This is a genomic window from Dolichospermum sp. UHCC 0315A (genome assembly GCF_008121535.1).
GTDB classification, from domain to species: Bacteria; Cyanobacteriota; Cyanobacteriia; order Cyanobacteriales; family Nostocaceae; genus Dolichospermum; species Dolichospermum lemmermannii.
On record NZ_CP043056.1, the window covers coordinates 4,358,633 to 4,375,855 of the forward strand.

General features: G+C 38.8%; 18 protein-coding genes. 4 read left to right on the forward strand and 14 right to left on the reverse strand.

Annotated features, from left to right (window positions below):
* Window positions 1-29: 29 nt before the first annotated feature.
* The 10 genes from BMF77_RS20730 to BMF77_RS20775 all read right to left on the reverse strand — a co-directional run bounded on the left by BMF77_RS20730 (window position 30) and on the right by BMF77_RS20775 (window position 7,462).
* Entirely contained in the window at window positions 30-266 is a 237-nt protein-coding gene (locus BMF77_RS20730; RefSeq protein ID WP_148765464.1) for a hypothetical protein, read from the reverse strand.
* A 228-nt stretch (window positions 267-494) separates the two neighbouring features.
* Window positions 495-908 carry a type II toxin-antitoxin system VapC family toxin gene (locus BMF77_RS20735; RefSeq protein ID WP_148765465.1) on the reverse strand — a complete coding sequence of 138 codons (414 nt, stop codon included), beginning with the start codon at window positions 906-908 and terminating at the stop codon, window positions 495-497.
* The gene (locus tag BMF77_RS20740; RefSeq protein WP_148765467.1) at window positions 895-1,149 is read right to left on the reverse strand and encodes a DUF2281 domain-containing protein; all 255 of its coding nucleotides are present in this window, start codon (window positions 1,147-1,149) and stop codon (window positions 895-897) included. Before BMF77_RS20740 ends, BMF77_RS20735 begins: the two co-directional genes overlap by 14 nt.
* Window positions 1,150-1,607: 458 nt before the next feature.
* Window positions 1,608-1,934, reverse strand: a complete 327-nt coding sequence (locus BMF77_RS20745; protein WP_246862984.1) for a type II toxin-antitoxin system RelE/ParE family toxin — start codon at window positions 1,932-1,934, stop codon at window positions 1,608-1,610.
* 2 nt (window positions 1,935-1,936) lie between these two features.
* Entirely contained in the window at window positions 1,937-2,260 is a 324-nt protein-coding gene (locus tag BMF77_RS20750; RefSeq protein ID WP_371735130.1) for a type II toxin-antitoxin system ParD family antitoxin, read from the reverse strand.
* A 151-nt stretch (window positions 2,261-2,411) separates the two neighbouring features.
* Window positions 2,412-2,630, reverse strand: a complete 219-nt coding sequence (locus tag BMF77_RS20755) for a type II toxin-antitoxin system HicA family toxin (RefSeq protein ID WP_053538668.1) — start codon at window positions 2,628-2,630, stop codon at window positions 2,412-2,414.
* On the reverse strand, window positions 2,631-2,849 hold the full coding sequence (locus BMF77_RS20760; RefSeq protein WP_148765469.1) for a type II toxin-antitoxin system HicB family antitoxin: 219 nt from the start codon (window positions 2,847-2,849) through the stop codon (window positions 2,631-2,633). It lies immediately after the preceding gene.
* A gap of 885 nt (window positions 2,850-3,734) precedes the next feature.
* Entirely contained in the window at window positions 3,735-4,709 is a 975-nt protein-coding gene (locus BMF77_RS20765; RefSeq protein WP_148765471.1) for a protein rep, read from the reverse strand.
* A 62-nt stretch (window positions 4,710-4,771) separates the two neighbouring features.
* Window positions 4,772-5,161, reverse strand: a complete 390-nt coding sequence (locus tag BMF77_RS20770; protein WP_148765473.1) for a GxxExxY protein — start codon at window positions 5,159-5,161, stop codon at window positions 4,772-4,774.
* Window positions 5,162-5,248: 87 nt separating this feature from the next.
* A complete protein-coding gene (locus BMF77_RS20775) occupies window positions 5,249-7,462 on the reverse strand; it encodes a phosphoketolase (protein ID WP_148765475.1) in 2,214 nt (737 codons plus the stop codon).
* A gap of 309 nt (window positions 7,463-7,771) precedes the next feature.
* Between BMF77_RS20775 and BMF77_RS20780 the strand changes: the two genes are divergently transcribed.
* Together BMF77_RS20780 and crtO are read left to right on the forward strand one after the other, a co-directional pair.
* Window positions 7,772-9,154, forward strand: coding sequence for a cytochrome P450 (locus BMF77_RS20780; protein WP_148765477.1), 1,383 nt, complete (start codon window positions 7,772-7,774; stop codon window positions 9,152-9,154).
* Between the two features lie 280 nt (window positions 9,155-9,434).
* Window positions 9,435-11,123 (forward strand): beta-carotene ketolase CrtO, encoded by a 1,689-nt coding sequence (crtO, locus tag BMF77_RS20785; protein ID WP_015079767.1) that lies wholly within the window; start codon window positions 9,435-9,437, stop codon window positions 11,121-11,123.
* A gap of 16 nt (window positions 11,124-11,139) precedes the next feature.
* On the opposite strand, the gene BMF77_RS20790 is transcribed toward crtO, so the two are convergent.
* Both BMF77_RS20790 and BMF77_RS20795 read right to left on the reverse strand, forming a co-directional pair.
* Complete coding sequence (locus tag BMF77_RS20790; protein ID WP_148765479.1) at window positions 11,140-11,658, reverse strand: DUF456 domain-containing protein; 519 nt, start codon at window positions 11,656-11,658, stop codon at window positions 11,140-11,142.
* A gap of 129 nt (window positions 11,659-11,787) precedes the next feature.
* On the reverse strand, window positions 11,788-12,435 hold the full coding sequence (locus BMF77_RS20795; protein WP_148765481.1) for a cofactor assembly of complex C subunit B: 648 nt from the start codon (window positions 12,433-12,435) through the stop codon (window positions 11,788-11,790).
* On the opposite strand from BMF77_RS20795, the gene BMF77_RS26915 reads away from it, so the two are divergent.
* Window positions 12,339-12,782 (forward strand): hypothetical protein, encoded by a 444-nt coding sequence (locus BMF77_RS26915; protein ID WP_168204366.1) that lies wholly within the window; start codon window positions 12,339-12,341, stop codon window positions 12,780-12,782. The two genes, BMF77_RS20795 and BMF77_RS26915, sit on opposite strands and share 97 nt — an antisense overlap.
* Here the strand turns inward: BMF77_RS26915 and rpaB are convergent.
* Window positions 12,762-13,490, reverse strand: a complete 729-nt coding sequence (gene rpaB, locus BMF77_RS20805; RefSeq protein WP_148765483.1) for a response regulator transcription factor RpaB — start codon at window positions 13,488-13,490, stop codon at window positions 12,762-12,764. The genes BMF77_RS26915 and rpaB overlap by 21 nt on opposite strands.
* A 172-nt stretch (window positions 13,491-13,662) precedes the next feature.
* Here rpaB and radA point away from each other — a divergent pair, with 172 nt between their 5' ends.
* On the forward strand, window positions 13,663-15,180 hold the full coding sequence (radA, locus tag BMF77_RS20810) for a DNA repair protein RadA (protein WP_148765485.1): 1,518 nt from the start codon (window positions 13,663-13,665) through the stop codon (window positions 15,178-15,180).
* 5 nt (window positions 15,181-15,185) lie between these two features.
* On the opposite strand, the gene BMF77_RS20815 is transcribed toward radA, so the two are convergent.
* Window positions 15,186-16,469, reverse strand: coding sequence for an RNA-guided endonuclease TnpB family protein (locus tag BMF77_RS20815; protein ID WP_148765487.1), 1,284 nt, complete (start codon window positions 16,467-16,469; stop codon window positions 15,186-15,188).
* Window positions 16,470-17,223 lie beyond the last annotated feature (754 nt).

The following is a 17,223-nucleotide window of genomic DNA, read 5'->3' on the forward strand; positions in this document are numbered from 1 at the left end:
AAATCCAGAGATTACTATCGAGAAAAATTTTATCTATCATAAATTTCTTCTCGATTAAATTTGTAGTCTGGGGGAACTGGGAAGGAGTAGTTATTAACTCGCGCTAAGAATTGCTGTATTTTCAATTCTTGAGAATCTATTGGTTGTGTAGATTCGCTGGGTTCGAGAATCATAATTTGTATGGTTTTACCTTCTAATTCGGAACTTAGTTTTTCATTTAAAATAAGTTCACCGTTGGTACAGGTTGCTTGGATAATTTGCAGCATTATGAATAACCTTAAATCCTATATAAAATTTTTCGGTATGATCCTATTATAAACTACGCCCTGGGTGATAATTATCGGGTGAGGTTAAACAGATACAGGGTAAGGTTTTCAGGTGCGAACTGCTTGCAGCAGCGCTAGTTCCCTCCGGGACGCTTCGCGAACGCTATCGCTCTACTAATCCCTAGTAATGCTTGAGTGAGATAATGTGAACAGATACAGGTAATTACTTCAAAATAGCAAATTTTCAAAAGGATAATTTTGCTTCCAACGATAGGTGTTAAAGTCACGCTGATCTACTGAAAAAATTCGCCCATGTCCTAAATGTTCTGCTAAAATTACTAGGGAAGCATCAGCTAAATCCATTGGCAGATTAGCATATTTTTCCATTAATTTAATAATTTGCGGAGTATGGTGAGGCTCTAAATTAAAGATTGTAAATAATTCTTTTTCCAGACTATTTAAAAAAGTGACTTGAGCTTGAACTCCTTTGCGAGTTAGCAAAAGATAACAGGTTTCTGTAACAACACACCATGTTGTAATTAAAGGCTCATTGTATTTTTTTAAAGCTTGTTTTGCTGTTGCGTGGTAGGTGTCTTTTTGGTCAATGAGAGCTAACCAGAATCCTGTATCAACTATGATCATATTTGTTTGGTAATGTATTAGCTAAAACTTCTTTATATGTGGTTGATAAATTTTCTTCCACAGCACAACAACCAATTAATCCAATTTCATCAAATTTTTCATAGATACTTTTTTGTTGATGATGATTTTCTGGTTTTGGATAACGTTTTTTAAGTAATTGAATAAAATCCAGTAGTAAGATTTGCGCTTCTTCTGTTAAGGTGTCAATATCTTGAGATATTTCTGCAATTTTTATTACCATGATTAACTCCTCAATTGAGTAAATTTTTTCGGTATACTCCTATTATAAACTACACCCCAAAGATCCCCGACTTCTTTTCAAAATTTCTCTATCATATCCATAATTAATCTTAGAAGTCGGGGATCTGAATCAGGTGAGGTGAATATTTCCTCATGTATCTGTCATGGTTATATTGTTTTCTCTTATTTACATGATAGCTGCGAACTGCTTGCAGCAGCGCTTCGCTATCGCCCTAAACATCCTAGTAATAGTTGAGTGAGATAATGTAAACAGATACAGGGTAAGGTTTTCAGGTGCGAACTGCTTGCAGCAGCGCTTCGCTATCGCTCTATTAATCCCTCGTAATGGTTGAGAGTGAGATAATGCAAACAGATACAGTGTAGGGTTTTCGGTCTGTGATTTAGTGTTATTAATGGTGGGTTTTGTTGGGTTTATTTGCATCAACCTAACCTAATTACTCATATTTCTAAATCCTCATCTAATATTGTTTCAATGTCTCTTGCACCATGAATAACTCGCAAAATATCAATTTCTGATTCAGTGATACGATAAAAAATTAGATATTTTCTAAATCCTTTAATTGATTGTTGTCGAATATCTGCTAAATTGGGATGAGGAAAATCTGTCAATTTCCCCATAGCTGGAGTTTTAGCTAATTGTTTAAATGTTGTTTCTGCTGCTATTAAAAAGCGGTCGGAAACGTCTAAACTATCTTCTGCTATGTAGGTCGCTAAATCTATCAAGTCGCGGATAACTTGAGGTCTTTTTTTAATTGCAAACATCATGGCTAAATTGCACTTTGACGTTTGTTAGTTTTTTCACGAACTGCTTGACGAATATCTTCCCAATCTTGTGCAGTCATTTCTGTTGCATTTCCTGAGTTTAATCCTTCTAAAAGCATGGTTTGTAATCGTTCATTTGCTCTCTGTTTTTGGTCTTGTCGCACTAATTCCCGAAAATATTCACTAACGCTGCTGTAACCACCTTGCGCTACCTGTTCTTCTATATAATCGCGCATGGTGTCAGGTAAGGAAATATTCATACTTTTCATAATGTGATTTCGCTGAATTTTCTTTTCTATAGTATGGCAGGTTTTGTCATTTTCTGCCATGACTGCGATCTGCTTGCAGCAGCGCTTCGCTATCGCTCTACTAATCCCTAGTAATGCTTGATTGAGATAACGTAAACAGATACAGGATTTTTGAGTTTTAATAAGTGCGTTATTAATAGTGGGTTATTTTGTTATTAACCCACTGAAAATATTACTTATTTCCTAAAAATTCATCTACGGTAATTCCTGCTTGTCTAATTAAACTTCTGAGTAATCCTGGTGCTAGTTCTTTATGATTGGGAACTGATAAAATGGGTTTTGATTCGTGCCACAGTATGATATGACTTCCGGTTTGATGATCTACAGCATAGCCAAATTTTTCAAAGATTTTGACTGTTTGTTTACCGGAAATATTTGATAAACGTCCCATTTATACTACTACTTCCCCTACAAAAGATTGAGATTCTTTGGTTACATAGGGTTTTCCATGTTTTTCTAATACGTGAAGATAGCCTTTGATAGCATCTTTGATATTTTCAATTGCTTCATCTAAGTTCTTACCTTGACTGACACAACCAGGAAGTTCTGGTACTTCAGCAACGTAACCTAGATATTCTGAATCATAGGTGAATATTACTTGAAATTTCATACAGGAGGGGTTTGTATATTTGTGTGCTGATTATTAATATTAATATATCTAATTTTCTTGGCTAGTTGTTTGAGGATTTGATTTAGTTCAGGTGGTGAGGTGAATATTTATGCGATCGCAGCGAACTGCTTGCAGCAGCGCTTCGCTATCGCCCTAAACATCCCTTGTAATAGTTGATGAGATAACGTAAACAGATACAGGGTAAGCTTTTCAGGTGCGAACTGCTTGCAGCAGCGCTTCGCTATCGCCCTAAACATCCCTAGTAATAGTTGAGTGAGATAATGTGAATAGATACAGGGTTTTTGGGTTGTAATAAGTGCGTTATTAATATTGTTGGGTTTCCTTGTCTGAGCCTAACCTATTTCTATCAAACTAGCGACTTATTTCAATTTTATTAATCTTTATAGTAGTTATTTCCTGGTTTAAATTGAAGGTGATACTAAGTTCTTCTAATTTTTAGGTGGCTTGAGTACATACATATAATAGATATACTTTACCTACCTTTTACCTGGAGTTTAGTATTATTCTTCTTTCTCACACACTACATAGCAAATAACTATTCTTCTCTTATGTTCCACAAAATAACTTCTTTATTGAGTTTACTAATAATTCTTGTTTGTCTTTCTACTCCTGTTATGAATAATAAATATCACTCTATTTCTATGCAGGAGGTCATAATTAAAGTTTCTCTTATCTTATTAAGCAATTCTAAGAAACATCATTAGTAAGTCTTTAGGTAAGTATATAGAGTATAATTAAACGCTGATTAACACAGATTTACACAGATGGTTTTTTATTTTATCAGACTGGGATAGCTACATTTAAAATTTGCTATAATTCTCTTGCTGATTAACTTTTACTACTTTTCTCTTGTCTTTGATGTTACTATAATATATATTTATGTAACTTTTTATCCCATCGGAACAATAAACTATTCTCCTTAACCTCATCTATCTCTTCACTTTCACCAATGAGGTCTTGATTTTTCTCTTCTAATTCTCGCATATAATGTCTGAGAACTCCCCCAACTGCGATCGCTCTAGTTTTGTGTAGTTGACGGGTTAACTCTAAAAACCATTCCCTATCAGCCACTAAATCAGCTTCTTTCACCTGATATTTCAGAATTTCAGGAATTAACACTTTTGGATCATGGTGTTTTTTAATCGCTCTTATATCAACTACTGGCTGATAATTCACCCTTAAACACTGCTGCCATAATGATACCCATTTAGCTTGAGAAATATAACCATGACTGAAATATGAAGGTTGTACCATCGCTAAAAGGTGTATATGTGGGTGTGCTGATATTCCATCTTTACCTTTGGTGACTTCTATAGACTTTACCCAACCTTTAGCTGGCCATGCTTTTAACTCTGACAAACGTTTAAAAGCTTTGTTTATTTCATCTAAGGTTTCTCTGAGTTCTTCAATGTTGCAATTTCTTACCGTCAGAGTGATAAACAACCAACGGTATTTAGGGTAATTTGTGACAACTTGAGGGAGAATCTGATAAGCTTTTGCTTTCCACATCATAGAACGTCGCCACTGACAAACTGGACAGTGACGCACTCGACAAAATCGCGCATTTGTTAATTTTAACTTGAGAATATCTGCTGATTCTTCTGGAATTAAGCGAAACTCTAGCCACTCAGAACAGCTTTTCAAACGCCAAGCATATTCATTGAAATGATCTTCACCTGCTTGAGCGTAAAATTCAGCAACTTTATCAGCATTAATTCGATGCTTTTCCCAAGTTTTACCTATAGGATCAACATCTGTTAAATTTGGTGTATTTTGACTTTGTTGATATTTCTCTGGAGAAGAAAAATTAAAGCTTTTATCTGAGGTTTGAGCAGACACAAATTTATGGAACTCCCCTAATTATGAGAAACGCGGATGAACGCGGATAAACGCAGATGGGTTTAGAAATTACGAACAACACGCTTTATCTCTACTTTGGGATTCCCAAAATTAATTAATAGACATAGAGTAAGTCCAGAGGCTTTAAGATAATTCATACATTGGGCAAAATTCTTACTATCTAGTGCTGTTACTGCCTTTAACTCCACAATAATAGCATTTTCTACCAACAAATCAGCCCTATAATTACCCACAACTATACCGTCATACAAGACTTCCAGTATTTTTTGCTGCTCAACCAACAAACCAGTTTTCCGTAACTCATGCACCAGCGCATTTTCATAAACCTGCTCCAAAAAACCAACCCCCAAAGTATTACCAACCTTAAAAGCACATCCAATAATCTGCTCCGTAATCCCATTCAACTCCAATCTGCGTTCATCAGCGTTCATCTGTGTTCCCTCCAATAAAAAAATCAGCAAATGTACGCAACCCAACGCCAAAACATCCGCGTTAATCTGCGTACATCTGCGTTCTAATTAATGCACCAACTCAATAGCCCGCTTAGTCAACGCCTCCGCAGTCAAGCCATTAAAAGCCATCAACTCACCCGCACTAGCCGTAGTTTCCCCACGCTTCCAGGCAAAAGAATCACGCTGAGAATTACTGCGTAACATGATAGGTTCTAACATCGCCGCAGCGCCACCTGTCACACCAATTAAGGCATCGCCACCAAACAATTGCTCAAAATCGGCATCACTTAAAAAACCGTTATCAGGTTCAGAACAAGTATCCCAAGCAGTATCATGAGGACGATATAAACGACGAGGATTGATAATAGAAACAATCTTCACACCAATACCTTCAGTTTCTAAAAAAGCCGCCGCTTCAAACACAGGAATTAAAGTCAAATCGCCAATGACAGCAAATACAACAGTCTTCCCACCAGCCACTTCATGTAATAACACTGCACCATCAATTAAGCCTTTTTCAGTTTGGGCAAAAGTGCTACGAATTGGCAAAGGAGACTTACTAGCAGTAATGACAATGCCCTTATTTTTTGTTTGCAAAGCCCAGTCATAACAGACTTGAATACTGTTAGCATCTGGGGGAAATAATGGGAAGACATTTCCCGTTCTCATCAAAGAAGCAAAATAAGCTTCAATTTCTGGTCTTTGGTGAGTCCAACCGTTGCGTCCTTGTTCTAAAGCCCCGGCTGTAAATAATGTAATTGTTGAGGGTGTTTTGCGGCGTAATTCTGCCATTGCTTGGGTGACAGTTTGCCAAATTGGTAAACCATTGATAGCAAAAGATTCGTATGAACACCACAAAGTTCTCGCCCCCATTAAGGATAAACCAGCCGCTAAACCAGCACAAGCATCTTCGCTCAAAGGTTCGTAAACTTGCCCAGATGGGGCTTGATGATAGGTGTCATCGGTGGTGGGGTGAATGATTTTTAATGCTTCATTAATATTACCAATTCCTGAAGCGGCGTTACCATCGGCGTTAGTCACTAGGAAGTTTTTATCTTTATTTCCTACTACTCCCACCAGCTTACCCATGACAGTTGTAGAAACTTGGGGAACTGCGCCAACTTTATATTCTACTAATGGTAATTCGCCAATTTCTGCTAAAGGTAATTCAAATTCTGTGACTACAGTTTTCGCAGCCGGACCACCTCCAGCCCGTTCCGCATTTGTCCGCACAATTTGCCATGCTGGGGCTGATAATGCCCGTTTTTGTAAGGCGCTGACGATATGGGGCGCGGTTAAAGTATCTTGAGGATAGAGGTTGTGGGATTTTGCCCCTAAAGCGTGAACCCCTGCCCCTTTGAGTTGTTTGATAATAAATACCGTCAATTTACCGCTAAGTGCTGAACGGGCGGCTTTATCCATACCTACTAATACGGCTTTGGTAAATTCTAGGCGTTTGGCAAAGGAAAATACCGTACTATCAACATATTCACCTGCTTGGTTTTGGTCGTCAAAATCTTTGGCATTGACTAATACGACTTCGGCAAAACCGTTACCTTGCCAATAGGCAATCATCTCTGCGTTGGTTTTCAATGATACCATGCTGTGGTGTTCTTGGCTGTAACCGTTCCACACTAATACGGGTAAGAAGTTAGTCGCGGTGGGGTAAGCGGTGTTAAAATGTGCCATTGCACTCATGATATAGGGTTCACCCAGTCCCCCGTCTCCCAGGGTGAAGGGGAAGAGTTTATCACGGTGCAGGAGGGCGGCGGCCATGGCGAAATGTTGTCCTTGTCCCAGGGGTCCAGCCGGTGCGAGAATACCGGGAATGTAGCCGGATAGGTGTCCTAATAATCCATGCTTTTCTCGAAAGCGATCGCCCAATTGTTGTACTGTAGAAATGCCCATGTCTTCTAAGGAACGGTCTAAGAACATGGCGCTATAAAAACCAGGGGCGTGGTGTCCCACTTCCGTGATAATGTTTTTATGTCCCAGCATGACCAAAGCTGCATAAGCCTCCGCTTGGCTGGCAAAACCGCCGGGATGTCCAGAAGCCTTACTAGCAGTGACTTGTAGGGTGAGGTAGCGTAGGGCATCAGCGGCCAGTAAGGTTTGATATACTGCATTTGGATCTGTTGGGGATGCGATCGCCCTCTTGCCAGATTCTATCACGGGAGTTGCCCCATAAGTTTCAAAATCTGGCAATGCTTCCCCAAAATATTGTATTCCTTCACAAAAATTTGGAACTGCGGAAGCTGCCTTTGTCGTAATTACTGTCATGTTGAGTACCTGAATAAAATCGGAAAAACTTGAGTTTCTGGTTTAATATAACCAAAATTTTACATCTTTAAGGATCTAATAGTTAATTGCTTTTTCGCAATATCACCATAAGTAGCTTAAATACTCATCTCACATGATTACTTGTTTTTCCTTTCATGTCATTACATCAGTATACGTAGGGGTTTAGCAGTGCTAAACCCCTACACATCTAGTTTTTTTGATAATCTTGTGAAAATTCAAATCTCAAGGGTTTATAGTTGAAGTTGAGTTATTCTGTAATTAATTGTGTAATCAAAACAGGAGAAAATTATGCAACTACTACCAGGACCAAAAGTATCAGCTACTATTCAAGTTTTAAACTGGATATTCAGACCCATGAGTTATTTGACAGAATGTGCCAAGACTTATGGTGATTTGTTTACTCTAAAATTGCAAAGTAATTTACCACCAATGTTATTTGTTCATTCTCCTGAAGCAATGCAGCAGGTGTTAAGTAATGATCAAAAAGACTTGGAAGCACCAGGAGAATTAAATAGTATTTTTGAATATTTACTCGGTAAAAAATCTGTCATTAGTCTGAGTGGTAAAGAACATCAACGTCAACGGCAATTAATTATGCCACCTTTTCATGGGGAAAGAATGCGAAGTTATGCTGAATTAATTGAAAATATTACCACAAAGACTATCAATAAACAACCAAAAAATCAACCTTTTAATATTAGAAATGTTTCCCAAGAAATTACTCTTCAGATTATGATGGAAGCTGTTTTTGGGATTTATGAAGGAGAACAAGCTGAAAACCTGAGACATTTACTTTGTGAAATTATTGAACAAAGTAGTGTTCCTTGGAGAGTTGCTTTTCTCTATTTTCCCAAATTGAAAGAGGTAATTGGTATTTCGGAACTTTGGAAACAACAAATAAAGAAACAGGAAAAAGCTGATCAACTAATTTATCAGGAAATTCGAGAAAGAAGAGAAAACTTTGATCCTCAACGGACAGATATCCTCACTTTACTAATGTCCTCTAGGGATGAAAATGGTGAACCGATGACGGATGAAGAATTAAGAGATGAATTAATGACCTTATTATTCGCAGGTCATGAAACTACAGCCACAGCTATTTCTTGGGCTTTTTACTGGATTCATAAACTCCCGGAAGTTCGAGAAAAGCTATTAGTCGAATTGGATAGTTTAGGAGAAAATCCTGATTCTAATACTATCTTTAAATTGCCATATTTAACTGCTGTCTGTAATGAAACATTAAGGATTTATCCCATAGCAATGCTCACTTTTCCTAGAAAGGTAAAAACACCTATTTCTCTTTGTGGTTATCAACTTGAAGCAGGTACAATTATTATGGGTTCAATTTATTTAACTCATCAACGGGAAGATATTTATCCTCAACCTGAAAAATTCAACCCAGAACGCTTTTTAGAAAAACAATTTTCTCCCTATGAATTTCTACCTTTTGGGGGTGGTGCAAGACGTTGTATTGGTTTAGCATTTGCCCAAATGGAAATGAAATTAATATTAGCTAAAGTTCTGAAAACATGGTCAATGAAATTAGTTAATATCGATGAAATTAAACCACAAAGACGGGGTTTAGTTACAGGTCCAAATGGTCCCATAAATTTAGAAATTCAGAATCTTCGTCAACCAAAATCTGTAAACTTAGAAACAGTCACAGTTTAACAGCAATAATTTCTCAAACAAGATCCCTGATTTATTGAATAAATTGGGGATCTATAGTAATCCTAAATAAGACGTATTTGTATAACCTGCCGTAAACATACATCTCTTCCTTCTCTACCTCTGCGCTCTCTGTGCCTCTGTGGTTCGTTCTCCGACAACAACTCAAATAGGATTGCTATATTATTGTAACTAATCTCCACTAAAATTTTACCTAATTTACTTGCAATTTGCCGTAAATATTAATAATATAAAAAAGCCAGGTTTCTATGTCATCAGAGATATGCAAGAATACGACGTTATCATCATCGGTGCTGGACACAACGGTTTAGTTTGTGCAGCTTATTTACTCAAAGCAGGTTATAGCGTCCTTCTACTAGAAAAACGTCCTGTTCCCGGTGGTGCAGCCACAACAGAAGAATGTATCCCAGACAAAGCACCAGGTTTTAAATTTAACTTGTGTGCCATTGACCATGAATTTATTCATTTGGGTCCAGTAGTAGAAGAATTAGAACTGACAAAATATGGCTTAGAATATCTAGATTGTGACCCAGTTGTATTTTGTCCTCACCCCGACGGTAAATATTTTTTAGCTCATAAATCCTTAGAAAAGACCTGTGCAGAAATCGCTCGTTATAATGAAAGAGATGCTAAAAAATATGCCGAGTTTACAAATTATTGGCAACGGGCAATTAACGCCATGATTCCCATGTTTAATGCCCCACCCAAATCAATTATAGATATTTTCGGTAACTACAATCTGCAACAAGTTAAAGATTTATTTTCTGTAGTTGGTTCTCCCGCCAAAAGTTTTGATTTTGTGCGAACAATGTTAAACAGTGCCGAAGATATTCTTAATGAATGGTTTGATGAAGAATTTCTCAAAGCTCCCCTATCTAGATTAGCATCAGAATTAGGTGCGCCACCTTCTCAAAAAAATCTGGCAATTGGGGTGATGATGATGGCTATGCGTCATAATCCTGGAATGGCTAGACCTCGCGGCGGTACAGGTGCATTGGTGCAAGCTTTGGTGAAATTAGTTAAGAGTAAAGGTGGGGTAATTCTCACAGACCAGCACGTAGAAAAGATTTTAATTGATGATGGTAAAGCGGTAGGAGTTAGGGTAGCAGGTGGTAAAGAATATCGAGCAAAACAGGGAGTAATTTCTAATATTGATGCTCAAAGATTATTCTTACAAATGACAGAAAAAAGTGATATTGATGCCGTTGATCCTGATTTGTGGGAAAGGTTAGAACGACGGATTATCAATAACAATGAAACCATTCTGAAAATAGATTTAGCATTAGATGAACCCTTGCATTTTTCTCATCATGATCATAAAGATGAATATCTCATTGGTTCAATTCTCATTGCTGATTCCATGAATCATGTCGAACAGGCTCATAATAAATGTACAATTGGCGAAATTCCCGATTCTGACCCCTCCATGTATCTCGTCATGCCTAGCGCCCTTGACCCTAGTTTAGCACCACCTGGTAAACATACTTTATGGATTGAATTTTTTGCTCCTTATCAAATTGCTAATGCAAAAGGTACAGGTTTAAAAGGGACAGGTTGGACTGATGAATTGAAAAACAAAGTTGCAGATAGAGTAATTGACAAATTAGCAACTTACGCCCCCAATGTGAAGAAAGCAACTATCGCTAGAAGAGTAGAAAGTCCGGCAGAATTAGGAGAAAGATTAGGGGCATACAAAGGGAATTATTATCATATTGATATGACAATGGATCAAATGATCTTTTTCCGACCTTTACCCGAATTAGCTAATTATAAAACCCCCATTGATAATCTCTTTTTAACAGGTGCAGGAACACATCCAGGTGGCTCAATTTCCGGTATGCCAGGACGCAATTGTGCGAGGGTATTTTTGCAGAATAAGCAACCTTTTAGTCAGGCTTTAAAGGATGCTAGAAATTCAATTAAGTCTACAGTTAATTCGGTATTTGGATAGACGGTTTTTATCCAGGTTAACTACCATATACCTGCGGCCAAGTTGTCAACAAAAATACTACAACCGCGCTGATAGCTAAGACACCTTGAATCAAATTCCCCACCACTGTACCGACAGTAATTCCTATACCAGCTTTTACCGCAGGCCATAATTGACGTTGATAAAGAAACTCACCAACAATTGCTCCTAACAGTGGTCCAAATAAAATCCCTAATAATGGACCACCAAAAGGTAAAGCTGGTAATAATCCAAAAAACCCCAGTAATAAACCCACAAATGCGCCAATTTGTCCCCACTTACTCGCACCGGCTTGTTTTGCTCCGATATAACCAGCAAGGAAATCAACTCCTGTACTCAGAAGTAAAACAATGATTGTCACAATCAGGGGAATTTTGATAGCTGCAAAGGAATTACTGACAATTCCCCAAATAACAATAGATATTAAAATCAAACTACTTCCAGGGATAGCTGGAACTACAGCACCGATAATCCCTACGAACATTACAGCCACTAAGAGTAAATAAATAATTTGCATAATTCAAAATTTATAACTTTTATAATCTCGTTAATCTCGTTCCCAGTCTCCGACTGGGAATGTTCATCACGCGGCTCTGCCGCTAGTAACGGGAGGCAGAGCCTCAAAGTTAGCATTCCTAGCCAGAGTCTAGGAACGAGAATGACCAAGAGTAACAGCTAATTTATCAGCAATTCCCGCAATCCAGTTTTCATCTTGTTTAGTGTAACTGCGGGGAGCATTTGCTGCTAAAATTAAAACCCCTTCTTTACCAATTGGTTGACAAATTACACCTTGTGTGTTTTCTGGTAAATAGTCAAATTCGATTTTACCAGGATAGACATACAAAGCCACTAAATAAATTGGCTTTTGTGTTTCCAATACTTTTTTTAAAATTATTCCTGGTACTACTTCCGATTTAGCAGCCAGAATACCGCGACGTAATAAAACTTTACCTTGATAATAAACTATGAGCGATCGCGTTACAGTATTTGTTAATAATAACCGCGATGCCCAGGCTAATTCTATTTTCGCGGCTTCTGGTAATTCTGGATCTAAAAAAAATCCCTCTTCCCCAATTAATTCTACTGTCTCCGGTGTGCGCGGCTGTACCTGTTGCCAAATTAAACCAGTTAAAATTAACACCGCACTCAGAATTACCCCCAGCACATCTCCTCGTGCTTGGGAATTTGTCAGTTCCGGTGTTAACAACCGATTCATTAACAAAAGCACAGCACCTAAACCCCCAACAACTAAGGGTAAACGCCGTAAAACTCGATTGGGATCTGATTTGGTCATTAGGAATAGGAGTCAGGAGTCAGGAGTCAGGAGTCAGGAGTCAGGAGTCAGGAGTCAGGAGTCAGGAGTCAGGAGTCAGGAGTCAGGAGTCAGGAGTCAGGAGTCAGGAGTCAGGAGTCAGGAGTCAGGAGTCAGGAGTCAGGAGTCAGGAGTCAGGAGTCAGGAGTCAGGAGTCAGGAGTCAGGAGTCAGGAGTCAGGAGTCAGGAGTCAGGAGTCAGGAGTCAGGAGTCAGGAGTCAGGAGGAGGAAGAAGAAGAAGAAGAACTATAATATTCCCCAATTACCAATCACCAATTACCAATCACCAATTACCAATCACCAATACTTTACTCTTCCCCTGGTTCTAATATGCGTTGGAACAGATAACCAGTACCTCTAGCGGTGATAATTAGTTCAGGGTTGCTGGGATCATCTTCTAATTTTGCCCGTAAACGAGAGATATGTACATCCACAACGCGAGTATCTACATGGCGTTCAGGAGTATATCCCCATACTTCCTGCAAAATTTCTGAGCGGGAAAAAGCTTCACCAGAACGACTGACTAACAATTCTAATAAGCTAAATTCCATACCGGTTAAGCGAATGCGCTCATCACCTTTATAAACTTGACGCTTATTTGTATCAATTTTGATAGTGCTGACATGAATCACCCCAGAACTAGGAATACCATTTGCACCTGTTTTGTCCACCCGTCGCAAGACTGAACGAATCCGTGCTTCTAGTTCTTTGGGTGAAAAGGGTTTAACGACATAATCATCCGCACCCAATTCTAAGCCGGTGATGCGATCTGCCACATCTCCCAAAGCGGTGAGCATAATAATGGGGACATCGGATTCTTTGCGTAATTCTTGACAAACGCCATAACCATCTAGTTTTGGCATCATTACGTCTAAAACTACTAGGTCTGGTTCAGCTTTGCGAAATATTTCTAAAGCTTCCTCACCATCTCCTGCTGTCACTACATCGTAGCCAATCATGGAAAGGCGTGTTTCCAAAATCCGCCGAATGCTGGCTTCGTCGTCTACTACCAGGATTTTTTCTTTATGACTTTCCAAGTTTTGTCATGCTCCTTAACTAAAATTTTTGATGATTAATTTTAAATATCATAATATTAAGATATCATTGCTCTCAATTGATTTGGAAAGAGCTTCCAACTATTACTATTATTAGATGTTCGTTTTTTCCAAAATTTAAGGAAAAATTAAGATTATTAACTAAAATTTAAGCATGGCAAAGCCAAAAACCATTTATATCTGTAGTAGTTGTGCAGCGGAATTCTCTCAATGGTTCGGAAAATGTTCAAATTGTGACACTTACGATTCTTTAGTTGAGCAAAATATTAGTTCTTTTATCGGGGATATACCTAGCCGGTCTGGAGTGGGAAATTGGCAAGCTGGAGGTCATAGTAAGTCTCATAATAAACCAGCTAAGGCCAGATCTTCTCTGACTTTTGACCAAATTAGCGATCGCCAAATTGCTCGTTGGGAGTCCGGTTATGGGGAATTAGATCGAGTTTTAGGTGGTGGAATTGTTCCCGGTTCGATGGTGCTAATTGGTGGCGACCCTGGTATCGGTAAATCTACTTTACTACTGCAAGTTTCTAACCAATTGGCGCAAAAATACCGAATTCTCTATGTGACTGGAGAAGAATCTGGACAACAGGTAAAATTGCGTGCTTCTCGTTTGGGAATGTCAAAACCACCTACGCTAGTCACGGAAGATCCTGAAAACAAAGATCCGGAAAAACCGATAGATCCTGACAGTATAGGTGCAAATTTGTATGTTTTGCCAGAAACGGATTTAGAAGAAATTCTGAGGGAAATAGATTCTCTAAAACCAAATGTAGCAGTAATAGATAGTATCCAAACAGTGTTTTTTCCTGCTTTGACATCAGCACCGGGTTCAGTTGCTCAAGTCAGGGAATGTACCGCAGCTTTGATGAAGGTGGCAAAACATGAAGATATTACGATGTTAATTGTGGGTCATGTTACCAAAGAAGGAGCGATCGCCGGTCCCAAAGTATTAGAACATTTAGTAGATACCGTATTATATTTTGAAGGCGATCGCTTTGCCTCCCACAGATTATTAAGAACTGTAAAAAACCGTTTCGGAGCAACCCACGAAATTGGTATATTTGAAATGGTATCCCAAGGATTAAAGGAAGTTGATAATCCTTCCGAACTGTTTTTAGGCAATCGTGATGATCCGGCTCCGGGTACGGCTATTGTGGTGGCTTGTGAAGGAACAAGACCAATAGTTGTGGAATTACAGGCTTTAGTCAGTCCTACCAGTTACCCATCTCCTCGTCGGGCGGGTACAGGCATAGATTATAATCGCTTAGTGCAGATTCTCGCCGTCTTAGAAAAGCGTGTAGGGATACCTATGTCCAAATTAGATTCCTACGTTGCTTCTGCGGGGGGATTAAATGTAGAAGAACCAGCGGTAGACTTAGGAATTGCAGTAGCGATAGTTGCCAGTTTCCGCGATCGAATCGTTGATCCTGGTACAGTCTTAATTGGGGAAGTAGGGTTAGGGGGACAAGTGCGGTCGGTTTCCCAAATGGAACTACGCTTAAAAGAAGCCGCGAAACTAGGATTTAAAAGAGCCATAGTTCCTAAAGGGACAAAATTTCCTGAGATTGGGATTGAGATACTACCAGTAGGTAAAGTCATAGATGCAATTATTGCGGCTGTTCCTCATCAAGAATTGACAGAAGAAGATTTAGACCCGGATGAGAATGAATAAGTGAACTACCCACACTGACCTGACGGTACAGTGTGGGCTTCCTGCCCAACAGAAAGCACAGTAGTAGACTTCTTTCGTCCTCTATTACTGCGACTTACTTCTGGGCGACAGGCTTCTTGATGAAGTTGTTCATGGGGGAAACCCCCAAGACCACACTTCATCGCTTTATCCCCCGTTCCAGAGGTCAAAACTTGTACTGAGCGCAGTCGAAGTATTCGTAGTCCCTCATCTCTGAGGTTTATCGCTGCATTGACATCTCTATCATGTTTGGTTTGGCACTTTTCACAAGTCCAAAACCTGATATCAAGTGGTAAGCTACTTACTTGGTTAAGGCATACATGACAAGTTTTTGACGAAGGAAAGAATCTATCAACTTCTTGATAAATCTTCCCTTCGTTTTCTGCTTTGTATTTAAGCATGGTACAAAACATTCCCCAGCCAACTTGTTGAATAGATTTGGCTAGGCAGTGATTTTGCATCATGCCTTTAACATGAAGATTTTCTACCACAATAACTTGGCTTTCGTTGACTATCCTACGAGATAGTTTATGGAGAAAATCTTCTCTACAATTAGTTATCTTTCTATGGACTCTAGCAACTTTCTTTCTAGCTTTATTTCGGTTATTAGAGCCTTTTTGTTTTCTAGATAATTGCTGTTGTTTTATCTTTAAGTTCTTCTCGTGTTTATTCAGTATTCGAGGGTTATCAAACTTAGAGCCATCACTGGTAATCGCAAAATGAGTTAATCCCAAATCAATGCCTATTGCTTTACCTTCGACAATTGACTCTGGCTTCTCTTTACTATCTTCAAGTAAAATAGCAGCGAAATATTGCTCACTGCAATTTTTGGTGATAGTTACAGTTTTAATCTTCCCTTCAATCTCTCGATGAATAATTGCTGATACTTTCCCTATTTTCGGTAGGATTAATTGATTATCGGCAATCTTGATATTTTGAGGATACTGAATAGACTGCTTACCATGTCTGGATTTAAACTTGGGGTATCTAGCTCTTTTTTCAAAGAAATTGTTAAATGCAACCCCCAAATTCAAGCAGACTTGTTGCAAGCACTGAGAATAAGTTAGCGACAACCACTCATGTTCTTTCTTTAGTTGAGGGATTGTCTTTTTAACTTCGTATCCAGACAATCCTTTACCTGTCTCTTTGTACGTTTCGTTCATCAAATTCAAAAAATAATTCCATAGCCAACGACAACTGCCAAAGGCTCGTGCCAATGATTGCTGTTGCTGGGCATCTGGATATAATCTGACTTTGACTACTCTTAACATATTAGAGTGAAAAGTATTTACTATAAAAAACTATAACACAAGATTTGTGAACTGCCTCCATGTTTTTCTCCCTTGCTATCGCATTGGTCGAAAAACTGTCGTTAATTCACGCGCCATTCATCCCACGCTGCCCTTAGGGTCAGTCGTGGGGCTTCTGTCGGTTAAGCTAAACTGCACAATCAGTAGATTAAGGGACTTCCAAGAAATAAAATCCCCAAAAATTTCTTGTAGTGCGGGCATCTTGCCCGCTAATCATCAAAGACGGGCATCCTGCCCATCCCACAAAATTGGGTAATTTATTTTTTGGTGTTCCCTAACATAAAAAAACTGTGCGATACCCCTACCTCTGTTCACTTGTAGAGGGGGGTTTTTATTTTTCACATTTTGTAAAGATGATTTGTTTGTCAGTGGTTGCACTGATGGCATCAACGACACCATCTTTACTGGCGCAGGTAAATGGGTAGCGGTCATATCCTATATGAGCGCACACTTTCCCATCCATACCATTAGCATACCCAAAACTCGAAACACTGTCAAGCCCCCTAGCTGAAATCACCAAAACTCGTTTGATTATTGATAAAATTCTCAATAATAATGAGAATAGACCCCCAGCAATTGAGAAAGTCCTTTTTTACCAAAATCCTATACAAAGACCTAAATTTAAAGTTGGACAGCAATCCAGTTTTACTCCTGACTCCTGACTCCTGAATTTTGCTCTAAGCTTAATCATCACTTAAATAAATCTGAACTACAG